15 protein-coding genes are annotated in these 15,556 nt (G+C 60.1%); 9 read left to right on the plus strand and 6 right to left on the minus strand.

What is annotated here, in order from left to right:
- The first annotated feature begins 18 nt into the window (after window positions 1–18).
- The 3 genes from QP995_RS00195 to QP995_RS00205 all read left to right on the plus strand — a co-directional run bounded on the left by QP995_RS00195 (window position 19) and on the right by QP995_RS00205 (window position 2,130).
- Entirely contained in the window at window positions 19–672 is a 654-nt protein-coding gene (locus tag QP995_RS00195) for a 5-oxoprolinase subunit B family protein (RefSeq protein WP_049172678.1), read from the plus strand.
- Window positions 673–690: 18 nt separating this feature from the next.
- Window positions 691–1,575, plus strand: a complete 885-nt coding sequence (locus QP995_RS00200) for a 5-oxoprolinase subunit C family protein (RefSeq protein ID WP_049172680.1) — start codon at window positions 691–693, stop codon at window positions 1,573–1,575.
- A gap of 87 nt (window positions 1,576–1,662) precedes the next feature.
- On the plus strand, window positions 1,663–2,130 hold the full coding sequence (locus QP995_RS00205) for a GNAT family N-acetyltransferase (protein ID WP_070549467.1): 468 nt from the start codon (window positions 1,663–1,665) through the stop codon (window positions 2,128–2,130).
- Between the two features lie 49 nt (window positions 2,131–2,179).
- Here the strand turns inward: QP995_RS00205 and QP995_RS00210 are convergent, their stop codons facing one another.
- Together QP995_RS00210 and QP995_RS00215 are read right to left on the minus strand one after the other, a co-directional pair.
- A complete protein-coding gene (locus QP995_RS00210; protein WP_070546438.1) occupies window positions 2,180–3,655 on the minus strand; it encodes an NAD(P)(+) transhydrogenase (Re/Si-specific) subunit beta in 1,476 nt (491 codons plus the stop codon).
- A gap of 6 nt (window positions 3,656–3,661) precedes the next feature.
- Complete coding sequence (locus tag QP995_RS00215) at window positions 3,662–5,251, minus strand: Re/Si-specific NAD(P)(+) transhydrogenase subunit alpha (protein ID WP_070546440.1); 1,590 nt, start codon at window positions 5,249–5,251, stop codon at window positions 3,662–3,664.
- A 389-nt stretch (window positions 5,252–5,640) separates the two neighbouring features.
- On the opposite strand from QP995_RS00215, the gene QP995_RS00220 reads away from it, so the two are divergent.
- Window positions 5,641–6,843, plus strand: coding sequence for an alpha/beta hydrolase (locus QP995_RS00220; protein ID WP_070439467.1), 1,203 nt, complete (start codon window positions 5,641–5,643; stop codon window positions 6,841–6,843).
- A 6-nt stretch (window positions 6,844–6,849) separates the two neighbouring features.
- On the opposite strand, the gene QP995_RS00225 is transcribed toward QP995_RS00220, so the two are convergent.
- Window positions 6,850–7,395, minus strand: a complete 546-nt coding sequence (locus tag QP995_RS00225) for a TetR/AcrR family transcriptional regulator (RefSeq protein ID WP_070439472.1) — start codon at window positions 7,393–7,395, stop codon at window positions 6,850–6,852.
- Window positions 7,382–8,878, minus strand: a complete 1,497-nt coding sequence (locus tag QP995_RS00230) for an MFS transporter (RefSeq protein ID WP_284852784.1) — start codon at window positions 8,876–8,878, stop codon at window positions 7,382–7,384. Before QP995_RS00230 ends, QP995_RS00225 begins: the two co-directional genes overlap by 14 nt.
- A gap of 386 nt (window positions 8,879–9,264) precedes the next feature.
- Here QP995_RS00230 and QP995_RS00235 point away from each other — a divergent pair, with 386 nt between their 5' ends.
- The 4 genes from QP995_RS00235 to QP995_RS00255 all read left to right on the plus strand — a co-directional run bounded on the left by QP995_RS00235 (window position 9,265) and on the right by QP995_RS00255 (window position 13,170).
- Complete coding sequence (locus tag QP995_RS00235; RefSeq protein ID WP_284852785.1) at window positions 9,265–10,476, plus strand: IS110 family RNA-guided transposase; 1,212 nt, start codon at window positions 9,265–9,267, stop codon at window positions 10,474–10,476.
- 122 nt (window positions 10,477–10,598) lie between these two features.
- Window positions 10,599–11,081, plus strand: coding sequence for a pirin family protein (locus tag QP995_RS00240; protein WP_048732946.1), 483 nt, complete (start codon window positions 10,599–10,601; stop codon window positions 11,079–11,081).
- 249 nt (window positions 11,082–11,330) lie between these two features.
- A complete protein-coding gene (locus QP995_RS10860) occupies window positions 11,331–12,569 on the plus strand; it encodes a methyltransferase domain-containing protein (protein ID WP_083280599.1) in 1,239 nt (412 codons plus the stop codon).
- Between the two features lie 121 nt (window positions 12,570–12,690).
- The gene (locus QP995_RS00255; protein WP_070566844.1) at window positions 12,691–13,170 is read left to right on the plus strand and encodes an SDR family oxidoreductase; all 480 of its coding nucleotides are present in this window, start codon (window positions 12,691–12,693) and stop codon (window positions 13,168–13,170) included.
- Here the strand turns inward: QP995_RS00255 and QP995_RS00260 are convergent.
- Window positions 13,152–13,451, minus strand: a complete 300-nt coding sequence (locus QP995_RS00260; RefSeq protein WP_224784042.1) for a hypothetical protein — start codon at window positions 13,449–13,451, stop codon at window positions 13,152–13,154. The two genes, QP995_RS00255 and QP995_RS00260, sit on opposite strands and share 19 nt — an antisense overlap.
- An 808-nt stretch (window positions 13,452–14,259) precedes the next feature.
- Here QP995_RS00260 and QP995_RS00265 point away from each other — a divergent pair.
- Entirely contained in the window at window positions 14,260–14,505 is a 246-nt protein-coding gene (locus QP995_RS00265) for a hypothetical protein (RefSeq protein WP_246820052.1), read from the plus strand.
- 490 nt (window positions 14,506–14,995) lie between these two features.
- Here the strand turns inward: QP995_RS00265 and QP995_RS00270 are convergent, their stop codons facing one another.
- Window positions 14,996–15,526, minus strand: a complete 531-nt coding sequence (locus tag QP995_RS00270; protein WP_241482348.1) for a hypothetical protein — start codon at window positions 15,524–15,526, stop codon at window positions 14,996–14,998.
- Between the last annotated feature and the right edge of the window lie 30 nt (window positions 15,527–15,556).

Raw genomic sequence — 15,556 nt, forward strand, 5'->3', positions numbered from 1 at the left:
GAAAGGATCAGCACCGCCATGGCCGAGATTCGCCCTATGGGAACAAATGCGCTGCTTATCGACTATTCATCATCGGCCAATCCGTTGGCGAAGGTACTTCGTGCACACTCTGCTGCGGCTGAGATTGAGGGACTCGTTGACAGGGTACCTGCAGCCCAAACGCTCCTTCTTCGCTTTCGCGGACCGGCTCGTCGTTACCTCGGCGCAGTAGAAACCGCGCTGCGGGGCAACAATGCGCAGAGGCAGACCGTCGACAAGCGAAAAACAATGACGATTCCCGTTCACTATGACGGCGCGGACCTTGAGTCCTTGGCACAAAGCCTTGGGATGAGCCCTCAAGCGTTAATCGATTGGCACTGCGAACGCCCTTGGACGGCCGCGTTCGGTGGATTCGCGCCGGGCTTTTATTACATGGTGCGCGGGAGCGGTCAGGGGTGGCCAGAGCCGCTTGATATTCCCCGCCTTACGACGCCGCGCACTCGAGTTCCCAAGGGCTCCGTCGGACTTGCGGGCCAATTCGCAGGTGTATATCCCATCGATTCGCCCGGTGGCTGGCAGCTCTTGGGACATACAGATGTGGAGATGTGGGACTTGAATCGGCCTAATCCGGCGCTGCTTGAGCCCGGGGTTGAGGTGCAATTTGAAGCGACTTCTACGGTGAGTGCGGCGTAGAAAAAGGGGGCGGAAGAGATGAAGAATTCTATCGAGATTATTCGACCCGGCATATTGACGACGATTCAGGACTTGGGCCGTGCAGGGCAAGGCAGCCTGGGCGTGAGTACTTCCGGTGCGTTCGACCACGAGTCCGCGGCAGCTGCTAACCGGATGGTTGTCAACGAAGAAAGCCTGGCGGTGCTTGAGTGCGTCGTCGGCGGGTTGGAGTTCCAAGTAGCGGAGGGAGCAATCATATCCTTCGCAGGAGCCCACGGTGAGGTGACTGTCGAGCAGGATGGCAAGGTCATCAAGACCTCGATGAATAGTCGAATTGTGGTCGGGGCGAAGGCAATTGTGCGGCTTGGTACCTTCGATGCAGGTCTTCGCGGGTACGTCGCGATTCGAGGGGGCATCGATGTCGCGGAAGTGCTGGGCTCGCGGTCATACGATACGCTCGGCAAGCTCGGCCCAGCGCCTTTGCAGGCCGGTCAGGTCTTGCAGGTCGGCGACCCGGAGTATTCGACGGGGTCGTCAATCGCAATTTATCCCGCGCCTCATTGGTCGAGCGAGGCTGCGCGCTTAGATGTTGTTCCTGGCCCTCGGGCGGACTGGTTTACGCGGGAAAGCGTCAGTGATTTCTTTCACGAGACATGGACCGTGACGCAAGAGGCCAACCGCGTCGGACTTCGGCTGAATGGGACTACTCTTGAGCGCCAGGTCACCCATGAGTTGGCAAGCGAGGGAATGGTCCCCGGTGCGATACAAGTGCCCGCATCGGGGCAGCCGATTATTTTCGGTCCTGATCATCCGGCGACGGGTGGATATCCGGTCATTGGTGTGTTGACGGAGCCGTCATTGTCGAGGGCCGGGCAATTGGTGCCCGGCGCGAAGGTACAATTCCGCCGGGTGCGGGCGGTATAGGTCTGCGGCTTCATTCTGCGCGATGGTGCGCCACTACGTTTGCCAGCTATGAGCGTCACACCGTTCTTCGCAGTAAAATCAGCCACCATGATTGAACACGCCTCCTTTTCTCAACTCAGCGCGACGGATGTTTATGCCATCTCGGCACTGCGCACCGATGTGTTCTATCTTGAGCAGTCCTGTACAGAGCCGGAAATGGATTGGCGCGACCTGGAAGCTACCGCAGAGCACTATTTCATCCGCGACGACAATGACTCCCGCAAGATTATTGCGTACTTGCGTGTAATTGACACGCTCGATGAGTTCTCGACGAGCTACCCGCGCACCATCGGCCGAGTTGTCGTCGATGCTGCGAGCCGGGGTAGGGGGTTGTCCTCGAAACTGCTGCAGCAGGTCATCGCTGACCACCCAGATACGGGGCTGATTCTGCATGCCCAGACGCAGGCGAAGGCTGTGTACGCAAAAGCCGGCTTCCATGAGATCGGGGAGACCTTCATAGAAGCCGGCATTGAGCACATCACGATGGTTCGTGATGCAGCCCGTGGCGAAGCCTAGGAATTAATCGCCTAGGCTCCGATTTGTACGGCGTTGCTTGCCTGAAGTTTTAAGCGTTGACCTTCGAACTCGCCAGGATGCGGTTCAGAGAGTCGACGCTGGCCTTCGCATCGCCGATAAGCATGTCGGTGTTTTCGTTGAAGAACAACGGGTTCTGCACGCCCGAGTAACCCGAACCCATCGAACGCTTGAGAACAATCACGCGCTCAGATTCCCACACCTTCAGCACCGGCATACCTGCAATCGGGGAGCCCGGCTGCTCTGCCATCGGGTTGACGGTGTCATTTGCACCGATGACCAGGGTGACATCCACATCAGCGAAGTCATCGTTGACCTCGTCCAGCTCCAGCACGATGTCGTAGGGAACCTTGGCCTCAGCCAGCAGCACGTTCATGTGACCCGGCAGGCGGCCAGCGACTGGGTGGATACCGAAGACCACTTCCTTGCCGGCCTCACGCAGGTTACGGACTAGGTCAGCAACAGCGTACTGAGCCTGTGCCACAGCCATACCGTAGCCCGGAGCGATGAGGATCTTGTCTGCGTCACGCAGAATCTCGGAGGTGTCCTCGTGGCTGACCTCGGTGTGGGAGCCTTCCACGGCGCTTCCCGACGAAGCCTCGGAGCCAAAGCCACCCAGAATAACGTTGGCAAAGGAGCGGTTCATGGCCTCACACATGATGTACGACAGGTAGGCGCCGGAGGAACCAACCAGCGCACCAGTGATGATGAGCAGCGGGTTGCCAAGCATGAGACCGGTGAAAGCGGCGGCCCAGCCGGAGTACGAGTTCATGATGGACACGACAACCGGCATGTCGCCGCCACCGATGGCGATGACCAGGTGCCAGCCCAAGAACAGGCCCAAAGCAGTCACTGCAACCATGCATGCCCATGCGATGGCGCCGCCCTCGGTGCCGGTTGCGATGAAGACAGCCAGGAGAACCAGAGTGACCACCAGAATGGCAATGTTCAGAGCGTTGCGGCCCGGCAGCAGAAGCGGCGAGCCCTTGATCTTCTCAGACAGCTTCAGGCCTGCGACGATGGAGCCAGTGAAGGTCACAGCGCCGATGAAGACGCCAATGTAGACCTCACCGAAGTGGAACTTCAGGGCATCGGGGGCTACATCTTCGGCGAAGATGTAGGAGTTGAAGCCGATGAAGATAGCGCCGAGTCCGACCAGACCATTGAACAGTGCAATCAGCTGCGGCATGCCAGTCATGGCAACGCGGCGTGCGCGACTGATACTGATGACACCACCGATGCCGATAGCGACAACGATGAGAATCAGGGTAATCAGCGGCGAGAAGTGAGTATCCGGCTTGGTGTCTGCGGTCACGAGTGCCTGGAAGATGGCAATGACGACGGCTACAGCCATACCGGCGATACCGAAGGAGTTACCGCGGCGAGCGGTCTCCGGCTTGGACAGGCCCGAGAGGGCAGCGAGGAACAGGACGGCGGCGACAATGTAGCCGACGTTGGACAGGCGGTAGGTCCAGTCCAGAAGCGAAGCAGTATCAATGCTAGCCATTAGACTTTATGCCTCCTCTTTCACAAACATGCCAAGCATGCGGTCGGTGACGGCGAAACCGCCGAAGATATTGATGGAGCTAACCACGATGGCCGCGAACGCGAGACCGGAAACCAGCAGGTTGGAGCTTCCCACCTGGAGAATCGCACCCACCAGAACAATGCCGGAAATCGCGTTGGTCTCAGACATCAGCGGTGTGTGTAGGCGCGGCGTGACCGCGGAGATTACGTAGAAGCCAAGCACGATAGCCAAGGTGAGAACCATGAAGTTGGCGCTCACGCTGTGCGGTGCGCTGAGCATAACCACAATTGCCAGCAGTGCCGTCAGGCCCAGAGCAATCTTCGAGCCCAGGCCAGATCCCATGAAGGAAACCTTCTCCGGCGCATTCTCTTCTAATGCGGCCTGGTGAGCCTGCTGCTCCTGCAGTGGGGCAGCAGGGGTGACAGCGACCTTGATTGGCGGTGGTGGCCAGAGAATCTCAGCTCCGGCAGCGCCGGCGCCATTCTGTGGGCGAGCCTTTGTCACCGTGATGCCACGGATAATCTCGTCCTCGAGATTGAGAACTGGAGAGCCATCCTTTTCCGGCGTGATCAGCTTGAACAGGTTGAAAATGTTCTGTCCGTACAGCGACGATGCCTGCGCGGGCAGACGTCCTGCAAGGTCGGTGTAACCGATGATGGTCACACCGTTGTCAGTGACAATGGTCTTGCCTGGAACGGTCATCTCGCAGTTGCCGCCACCGGCGGCAGCCATGTCGACGATGACGCTGCCTGGCTTCATAGCTGCAACATCGGCAGCAGTCAGCAGCAGTGGAGAGCGACGGCCAGGGATATTCGCGGTGGTAATGACAATGTCAGCCTGCGCGGACTGCTCGGAGTAGAGCTTCGCGGCAGCGGCAGCCTGATCATTGGTCATTTCCTTGGCGTAGCCATCTTCGGACTTCTCGGTGGCGGCCGGAATCGGGATGAACTCTGCACCCATCGATTCGACCTGTTCACCGGCTTCAGGGCGCAGGTCTGTTGCCTTAACAACCGCGCCCATAGAGTTGGCCGTACCGATCGCCGCAAGTCCGCCGACACCAGCGCCGATGACGTAAACGGTAGCTGGCGGCATCTTGCCTGCGGCAGTCACCTGACCAGTGAAAAGGCGACCATATGCAGAAGCCGCTTCGACTACTGCGCGGTAGCCGCCGATGTTGGCCATCGACGACAGTACGTCCATCGACTGTGCCCTGGAAATGCGGGGAACTGCATCCATAGCAAGGGCGGTGATGTTGCGTTGCGCGAGCTCTTCGACCAGTTCTTCGTTTCGGCCTGGCGCAAGTCGGCTGATCAGCATGGCACCGTCGTTAAGCAGTGCACGGAACTGCTCCGGCGGAGTGTCGAGCGTTACGACGATATCGCTGTGCCAGACAGACTCGTCGACAATGGTGGCACCGGCGGATTCGTAGTCCGCGTCGGTGAACTTAGCAGCCAGGCCGGCGTCAGCCTGCACGGCGACCTCGTAGCCAAGCTTGACGAGTTTGCCGACGGTCTCCGGGGTCGCAGCCACAATTGTTTGCTGGGGATCGGGTTCTAAAGGGATGCCGATTCTCATTGTGGGAGTTCTTTTCTGTTCGGGGGTTTTATTAAGGGCCATGCACACTCGGTTGTCGGTTAACAGTGAGTGTGGGCGTGGCCACTTTCTCCTTGGTGTCAATAAGGTATGCGCTGGTGGGGAGGCAGCGGAGGCGTTTGTGGAAAAAGGTAATAAAAATATGTGGGTAACGGTGGTGAGGTGGGTTTTTCTGAGTTTGCGCACTCTTAGAAAGGGGGTAGGAAATGGGGGTAATAGTGCTAATTGTGGGCGAGAGTGAACATTTGTAGCGCCCTGAATGATTGTTTGAGGGGTGAAGTATGGGGGAGGATGATTCTGTCTTTACGTACGTCTTTACGCATTAGGTAGATTCGTATTCCAAGGCTTTTGGCAAGAGTTAAGGAAAAACGATGATTGGTTCACTAAGTGCCGCCGGAAAGGCCGTGTCGGCATCCCGCCGAGGGCAGGGGCGTACGTTCTCGAAGGTGGCTGCTCTCTCGCTCGCAGCTGGTGTAGTTCTCGGCGGACAGGTGCCAGCGCAGGCGGCACCGCGCATTGGTCAGCTGCCGGATATCACTGCACGCGAAAGCACTATTGACTACCAGAACTCGGAAACCGTGGACAAAATTGGCGGTGGTCTGGTGGATGTCATGGGTGGCGTGAACCGTGTCATTTCCGGTGGCGAAAGTGGCCATATCACCGAGCCGTTCGCCCCAGAGGCGGGGCAGCTGCGCAAGGAGTTCGGAGCGATGGGCTCCCATCCAGTTGCCGCAACCCGCGAAGCAATGCCATGTGATGGTGTCGTCTACACCATCTATAACCGCGTACTGCGGGACCTCCACGGTCTCCACGGCACCACCGGCTGCTATGACGTACTGCCTGAATCGGCCAACGCCTCCCCAGTTGGCGCGCAGCTTATCTACCCGGCGGATATTGACTCGATGGAGTCTGCGCCACTGATGGTTCTCAGCCCTGGCATTGGTACTGAGCCGGGTATGTACGACGCGCAAGCGCGACTCTATGCAAGCCACGGATACGTCGTGGCTCTTGGCTACAACTTCACCAACTGGTTCGCGCCACAGATGGTGCTGGCAGCTTCAGTTGCCGCAGCGGCCAATGGGGATGAGTCCACACCACTTGCAGGCAAGATCGATTTCTCCCGCACGATGTTGGTCGGGCACTCTGCGGGTGGTGGCTCCGCAATCTTCCTGAACAACAGGATGGATAAAGCCTTCCAGGCTGCGGGTATCGATATGGTCACCCGTGGTCTGGTCGCCATCACCCCAGGGCCTTCCGACGCTGGACTAATCTCCACACCGCCGGAGATTCCAAGCCTGGTGGCCATTGCGGAGCACGAGGACATCGTTCCTTTTGATGCGGATCGACGTGGCTACCGCGACGCTGAAGGGCCCGCCTGGGAAGCGGTAGTCACCGGTTCCTACCACGGTACCTACCTGGATGATCCGTCCAAGAATGTGCTTGGCTCGCTGGTGCTGTCTTTTAGTGAGTATGTGCTCGGCGGAACGAGTCGAGCAAAGGCCGTCTATGAGGGTGCTAACTACGGCCTGGCTACTGACTCCGAGCTCAAGGACGTTCAGCGCAAGGGCGTTTAGAGCTGGCTACTCCATCGACTCTGGAATCAGCTTTGCCGCGGCCTCGGCGATTGCCTTACGCTGTGCTTTCGTGAGCTGATTGCCGTTGAGGTAGTCGTTGGCCCAGAGTCCATCGGAAATCATTTGGACAACGTAGGCCATGCAGGCTTCCTCATCGGTGGCAATCTGTTCTACCGGCGGATTCCACCGGCGCAAAAGGCGCGTCCAGATCTCGCGCAGCTCCGGGTCGGCGGCAGAGTCGATGGACATGAGTAGCTCGGCCCTCGTTGCTGTATCCAGCGAGACCTGGAGGTTTGCGCGTAGGCGGTTGGCGGGGGATACCTCCTCTGCGGGCCCACCCGCGGCTTCGATAAGCTCCTCTTCCCATAACTGCGCCATGTGCTCATGGACGCTGCGAATCATGTCTTCGCGGGAGGGGAAGTGGTAAATCAACCCTGATTTACTCATTCCGCATTGAGTTGCGACATTTTCGTAGGTGACCTCGGAAAAGCCATTTGTCTCGATAATCTCAACGATTGTGTCGAGAATGGCAGTGCGCTTACTCGTGCGCATATTCAGTCTCCTTCGGGTTGCCGCGGAATGCCACCGCAGTCGCAATCGCTGCAATGACAGCAACGACAGCCAGGATAATCAAAATGGCCAGGTAGGAACTGTCGAGGCCGGCGCGGGCGCCGTCGTTAAGCGCTGGCGTGTGAAGTGCATCGGTGAGTGAGATGCTGGCGTCGACAGGCGTGAACAAGGCGTAGAACATGGGTAGGAGGCTGCCTGTGATTGCGACGGTGATCAGTGTGCCAAATTCGTAGGACACGGATTCCATCGCCGCCGCCATACCGGCCTTTGACCTCGGGGCTGAGCCGATAATCGCGGTCGACGACACCGACATCACAGAACCTGCGCCCGCGCCGAGCAGTATCAATCCTGCGATCATGAGCGGGAAATTGCCCGAGGAAACACCGTAGTACATGCCTGCCAGGCCGATGGCGTTGAGGAGGAATCCGCCGGTGATGAGTGTGCGGAAACCCACTCGATGCAGCACCATGCCGCCGATGACACCAACTGGCAAGGACGCCAGTGCCGCGGTGGCAACTAGCAAGCCCGCGTCGAGTGGTGTGTATCCGACGGAAATCTGGAAGCGCTGCGTCGTCATCAATTCGGCGCCTGCCAGGACAAACATGGCAAGCGCGGCTGCCAGCACGCCACCGGAAAACATCCGCGAACGGAAGACGGAGAAGTCGATGAGGGGTTCAGTGAGACGTGCCTGACGACGCTGAAACAGTACCGCGCCCACTAGCCCGCAGGCGATAGCTGCGACGATGACGGTGGAGGAGCGATGACCAGCGAGTTCCTTAATGAGCGAAACCAGGCCCAGCATGGCCAGCATCGCGTAGAGGCTGGTGAGGAAGTCCCAGTGTTTGGCTGGGTTGGGCTGATTTGGTGGAGCGAAAACCAGCGTGCCAATGATTGCGAAAACTACGACAGGGATGTTGATAAGGAAGATTGAGCCCCACCAAAAGTGCTCCAACAGGAAACCGCCGACGACGGGGCCAGCAGCGGCACCCAGTGTTGCTGTGGCTGACCAAATGCCAATAGCTGTGGCAAGTTCACGAGGGTGGCGGAAGGTCTCACGTAGCAGTGCGAGGGTCGCCGGCATCATGGTCGCGGCGCCCAGTCCTAGACAGCCGCGAGCGATGACCAGCGCCCAGGCGTGCGGCGCAAAGGCTGCGGCCAGGGAAGAGAAGCCAAAAATTGTCAGGCCCACAAGAAACATCTTGCGGTGACCGATGCGGTCGCCCAGAGTGCCTGTGCCGAGGAGGAGCGCGGAGATCACCAGTGGGTAGGCGTTGATGATCCACAGGCCCTCCAACTCGGTTGTGTGGAGCTGCTCGCGCAGAACTGGCAGGGCAGTGTAGAGCACCGAGTTATCTATGCCGATGAGTAGTAGGCCGGCGCTGATGATAGCGAGGAAGACCCACCTGTGGGTGACTGAAGTGGACGGATTAGCCCTCGTGGAAGTGGCGTGGTCGGTACTTGTCATTCCAGTAACTGTAACGAACGTTCGGTTTAGTTACAACTTCTGGAGAGCGACGATTTAGGCCTAAAAATTCAAGAGATGTAGGCCAATCCCGCCAAAGGAGACAGTGAAAAAGTGTCTAAGTTGCAGGCGTTGTTGAGGTACGAATTCGCGGACGCCGTTCGATCCGTTACCGTGATGGTGTCCCCCTCACGGGGCGCGGTCACCGGGCCCGGTATGGCTTATCTGCGTGAACATTTCCATAATCCGGGGGGTGTTGCCACCGGACACCGGGGACAACCGCTGACAGCTAATAGGGCCACGGACCAAACAGAGGTCTCGTCGTAACGTGGGTGCCTGCAACGGATGTCCAAGACACCGGCGACCAGCCGCAACAGAAGGACACCACCATGGAACCGTCCACAACACCCGACATCATCATCGGCCTCGACGTCGGCAAAACCGACCACCATGCCAGCGCGCTGACCACCACCGGCGAGAGAATCTACGACAAACCACTGCCCCAAGACGAAGCCGCACAGCGCGAAATCCTCGCGTCCATGCAGGCCCACGGCGGCGTTCTCATGGTCGTCGATCAACCCAACACCATCGGCGCCCTGCCCATCGCAGTGGCCCGCGACTGCGGTTGCACGGTCGGAGACCTCCCCGACCTAGCCATGCGAAAAGCAGCCGATCTCTACCCCGGGCGATCAAAAACCGACCGCCGGGATGCATTCATCATCGCCGACACCGCCCGCACCATGCCGCACACACTGCGGGCAGTCGACCGCGACGACGAGACACTAGTAGCGCTGAAGATGCTCGCCGGATTCCACGACGACATCGCCAAAGACGCCACCCGAACGAAAAACCGCCTTCGCAGCGTGCTCACACAGATTCACCCCGCACTCGAGCGCGTCTTTGCAGGCGAGATTCTCTCGCGCACGCTGGTGCTGGACTCGCTCATCCACTACGAAGGTCCGACAAAACTGGCCGCCGCAGGTCGAGGCCGGGTCCTGAAGTGGATACGCAACCGCGCCAAGAAGGACCCTGATACCCTCGCAATTTTCGCCGCCCTTGCCGAGCAAACTGTCACGGTACCCGGCATGGCGGCAGCAGAATTGGTCATTCCCCAGCTGGCGGCGAACATCGAAGCGCTTCAAGCACAGCGCGACACGATCGCCGGACATGGCTCGGAGATGCTCGAATCGTTCCCTCTTGCCCAGGTCTTGATGTCGATGCCCGGCGTAGGCATCAAGACCGCCTCCAACATCTTGCTGTCCATCGGCGATTGCTCCGACTTCGCCGATGCCGCGCACTTGGCTGCTTACGCCGGCATCGCGCCGACCACCCGGCAGTCGGGTACGTCGATCCGCGGCGAGTTTCCCACCAGGGCCGGCAATAAACAGTTGAAAAACGCGATGTTTCGATCGGCGTGGATCGCGTCGAACTGCCATCCCGCATCGCGCGACTACTACCTGCGTAAACGGGCTGAAGGACAGAAGCACAATGCCGCGGTGATGTGGCTTGCCCGGCGGCGCTGCAACGTCATCTATGCCCTGTTGACTCGGTGTGAGTTCTTCCGAGAAATCCCTGCTAGAACCATCGCCACGGCTGCGTAGGCCGCTGCGCTAATCACCGCCGGCCCGCACGATGCGGACCGGCGATCAGTCACGGCTACACCACCATACGATGTACGTGAAAGTCCCGCCTGACTATTGACAATCCACATAGGGACCCCGGCATGGCGCAGCGAATCAGCGCCGGGCGCGGGATCCGCCACTCCGAGCTCAATGCCTCCGGTTACCTCGACGGCAAGAAGTTGCGGGTCGTCCAGGCCTGGTTGCCGCCCGACGATCTCGGTGCCGCTCCCTCCCACGACGAGGTCGACCTCAACGATGCTCTCACCGACGGCACGCTGGTCCCGGTCGCGTCGGGCACACCGGGCCTCGCGCCGCTGACCATCGGCACCACCGGCGCGACGTTGCGCATCGGCCGGGTTCCCGCAGGCCGCACCATCGACGTGCCGTTGTCGCGGTTCACCCACTTCTTCGTCGCCTGCGGCTCGGCATCCTTCGGCGACGAGACGCTTTACGACGGCGACGTTGCCCGCATCACGGCCGACGGATCGAATTCAGCGGATTCGGACGAGGTCGACTCGCTGCCCATGACCGCCATCAACGATGCCGAGGTGCTGGCTTGGACCATGGACCGCAGCATCGACTGAGCCCACCAAACGACACCGGATGACGGTATAGACCAGACGCCGAAGGACAGGTACCTCGCCTTTTTCGGATCGACCGGGTCGTCGGACATCTACGTTGCAACGGCCCGGTTCGGCGTTTCGGGCCAACCCCTCGACAAATATGCCAGGTAAGGCTAAGTTAATTGCTAAAGCAGTATTTTACATGCGGGTTAACGGGCCGGCGCAGTCGCCGACACCGTCGGCCCGGCCACACGACGAGTGAGACGCACCATGAATGCACGCGACAGAGATTTCGAACAACTCCAGGGCCACTGGCTACTGGCCCGACTGGGCAAAAAGGTCCTTCGACCCGGTGGCCGGAAGATGACGGAGTGGATTCTCGACCGGGCTCGCCTCACCGACGCCCGCGTCGTCGAACTCGCACCGGGACTGGGGATTACGGCGACGGAAATCTTGAATCGCGCACCGGGGGATTACGTCGGCATCGACGAGGACCCCGACGCCGCCAAGACGACCGGCAAGGTCGTTGGCCACAGGGGCCGGGTCACCGAAGGCAAGGCCCAAGCGACGGGGCTCGGCGATGACTCGGCGGACGCCGTCGTGGGCGAGGCGATGCTCACCATGCAAGGCGACAAGGGCAAGGCGGCGATTCTCGACGAGGTTCGTCGGATTCTCGTTCCCGGCGGCCGCTACGCGATCCACGAACTGGCGTTGACCCCCGACGACCTGGATGCGGCGACGAAAGATGAGATTCGCATCGCGATGTCCAAGGCCATCCGGGTCAACGCCCGACCACTCACCGTCGCGGAGTGGCGAAACCTCCTCGAAGAACACGGATTCGAGGTCGAGCACGTCCGCATTGCGGAGATGGGCCTGCTCAAGCCCTCCCAGATGATCGAAGACGAAGGGATCTCCGGAGTTGCCCGCATCGCAGGCAACATGATCAAGCACCCCGCGGCGCGTAAGCGCGTTCTCGGCATGCGCAGCGTTTTCGTCGAGAACGACGACGCCCTCGCCTCGATAGGCATCGTGGCCCGTCTGCGCGACACCGCCGATTCCGCCGACGCCGCCGATGCGACGGGTGCCGTTTCCAACGCTTCCGAAAGCGGGCGCGAAGCATCGCCCGCCGTCCGACGCGGGCCCGAGATTGAGTTCCTCGACGACGACCAGCAAGCTGAATTGACCGCCGATCCGGAGGCTCTGAGCCTTCATGACGTCGTCGCCGCCGCTCCGCCCGCCAAGGACGGCGACGGCCCGGCGGTGAAACGTCTGCAGACGGCCGACGGGGTAAACATCATCGCCATGCGTTTCCGCTCCGGCCAGGCCTTGCCCGATCACCGCGCTGCACACCCGATTATGGTGCAATGCATCGAGGGCCAGGTGCGCTTCACCGTAGGCGACCGCACCGAGGTCCTCACGCCGGGGACCGTCGCACACCTGCCCACCATGGTCCCACACCGGGTCGACGCAGACGAGGACTCCGTGTTCCTGCTGTCGATGCTCACGTAGATCCGTACACGGGGTTGACCGCCGCACGGGCGGAGCGATTTCGCCGGCCCGGACCGGCCTCGCCGCCGCATCCGGCGAGGGCCCCTTCGGCCGTTCCCCCGAACCACGCGGCCTGCGGCGCGTGCTCATCACCGGCACCGCTTCCGGCTTCGGCCTCGAACTGGCCAAGCGCTTCGTCGCACGCGGCGATTCGGTCATCGCGACCGATCTGCATGACTCGGCGAACGAGGACGTCGTCAAGCTCGGCGATGCGTGCACCTACCGCGAGCTGGACGTCACCTCCGACGCGGACCGGGAGGCGGCGGCCGCGGCGATAGGCGCGGTGGACGTGCTCGTGCTCAACGCGGGCATCGCGGTCGGCGGGGCGATCGAGAACGTCACCATGGACACGTGGCACCGCGCGCTCGACATCAACCTGCTCGGGGCGGTCTGCGGCTGCCGTGCGTTCGTGCCACTGTTGGAGCCGGGCGCGAAGATCGTGATGACGTCGTCGATCGCCAGCCTGATCCCCCGTGGCGCCCGAGCGGGTAAAGATCAGCTTTTGCGCGCTGACTTTATGCTCGGAGGCTTACGGTCGGAGCTTTACGATCGGACGTTGTGACCAATCACCGCCGGGATAGTAATTGGCGCATCCCCGAAAAGCTCCTTCTGGTATTCGTTCTGCTCGAAAGCGCCGGCATCGTTATCCCTGATGGTGGCCACGTTTGTCAGTTTGCGTGCCGACGGTGCGGAGCCCTTTTGGAGCAGTCCGCCACGGCTGCCCGCAGTGGTGGCCGCGAAAGACCCTGCGCCACGGTTTCCAGCAGCGGCGCCCGCGGTTCCGCCAGCAGCACCCGTAGCTCCGGTAGCAGTACTGTTGCGTGCGCTGATTAGGGAATTCATCAATCCACTTCCGCGCTGTGAAGGGCTATTCGAGGCGTTTGGCAAGGCAGAACCAGCAACCCCGGGACCCAAGCCGGTTCCCATCCCGCGCCCCGCTGTTGGCGCTGGCATACGACCAGGACTCGAAGTCGGAAGTCCCGAGGCCGGTGGACGGGGGCTTGCGTTTCCAGAAGGCGGCAGTGCCGGGATATTGCCCGCTGGTGTGAGCCCCGCAGTGCGTCCTGCGCCGAGAGGGCCAGCCGGCCGGTTGCCGTGAACTCCGTAAGGCGAGACTCCTTGCGGTGATGTGCGTTGAAGTGGGGCGCTCGCTCCCGAAGGGGTGACCATGGCTGGATTCGCCGTGCTCGGTTGAGCCATGGTTGATGTACCGGTCGGGGATGTTGGCGAGATTGTGGAGCTCGTTGGGCTGCTAAGTGATGCTGGGTGCACAGGGGCAGCAGACGGATTTGTGGGGTTCGACAAAGTCGAAGTGCTCGGTTGCACGTGCGAAGGAGCGGAAGGGCTCGCGGATGTGGATTGTGGTGTTGGAGAATCCGGAACAGTTGAGGTGGCACCAACTGGTGTGCTGGCGGCCTGCATGCTTCCAGTCATCCCCGCAGGCGAAAGGCTGAACTGGCTAGTTCCAGAACGCCCGGCGACTGTGGCCCCAACGGACACCTCGGCAGTCACACCACTTCCCGCATCGGCAGAAACCAGGTTAGGAATTCGGGGAATAGCTGTCTGTAGCTGTGCGGTATACGGACCAGAGAGAAAGGCTGCTACCTCGGCCTGTTCAAAAGCCTTTTGCGCGCCAGGGTTTGGGAGTGCCTTGGATTCGGCTTCGATCGCTGATAGTGCATTGACGGCCATCGCTTTCACAGATGGCAATACGGCAAGGTGCCCGGCCATGACCTCCGATGCGGTGGCGATGCTGGTAGCGCGTGCGGCCAGACCTTTCATTGTCGTATCCGCAGCAGAGAAAACAGCACCGCTGTTGCTCGACACCAAGCCGGATGAGATGGAGGTTAGATTGCTGGCCAACGTGGTCATAGTGTCGGCGAAGTTGTTCCAGTAGGCGATTGCCTCGGCTACGGCACCGTCATTTGTCGAGGAAAACATGGATAGTAGGGACTTCGCATCGAGACCAAGTTCCGCAGAAAGAGTGACTGGCGCGAAAGTGAGACTTCCAGCTTCAAACATCGGCCGACGCTGAAATACACCGCTTGTTCGCGCTACTTCAGCAAGGGAAGCGCCGTCACCATTGAACGGGTTAATGCTTCGAAGAATCCGATTCATGGTGGATTCGTGTTCAGTAATCACGCGACGGAAGTCAGCGAGATTCGTTTGCGCCCAGGTGAGTTGTTTGCCCAGAGACAAGCCGACGGCGGCAGAGCTTCCTGAACTGCCGGAAATTGCGAGACTGTGTTCTGTCGCCACCAGCTGGAGTGACGGAACCTGTGAGTAGCCGGCCAAGTTGGGCTGCATAAATCTGGAACCGCTTGCTAGAACATTCGTAATACTGAACTTCTGAATTGCAGAGTCGATTGTTGGAATTACGGCATGCATCATGATTCTTCCCCCAAGTAATCAATTAACAGCTCATTTACAGGAGCGCATCGTCGGTGCTGTGGGTCAGGGCTATCTTGTCCGGTTGTGTCGATAACGAATCCGAGAGCCCCTTGTTCTGTTTCGACAGAAGCAATACAGGCAGAGCTTCCGAGCGGTTCTGTTTGAGTGAATGTCACCCAATTGAAAATTCCTTCGTGATGAGCCAAAGGCTCGGCACTGTAGCGCTCGAGTTGCGAGTGAGCGACCGCGGCATGCCAGATGCTCAACAGGCCGGAAGCGTCGGATTCGATAACGCAGCCAATCTGTTTATTACCTTCGATTCGGCCCTCCATGTACGTCTGCTCCTGGAACCCCAGCCTGTCTAAACGCCCCATAATCGCAGGGTCGTCACACGGATTGGTCAGGACGAATTCGGGTGCGTCGTAGTTGTAGTGCCCATCGGGACCAAGTGGAGCATCACCGGGCTCCGGCGGATTGTTGGGTGGAAGCACACCCGCAGGTAACGTCACGCCCGAGTCAGTAGTCATGGTTGTCGCATTGTCGCCGACAGGTTGAAC

Origin of the sequence: Corynebacterium sp. MSK032, assembly GCF_030232065.1 — a bacterium.
Classification (GTDB): Bacteria; Actinomycetota; Actinomycetes; order Mycobacteriales; family Mycobacteriaceae; genus Corynebacterium; species Corynebacterium jeikeium_D.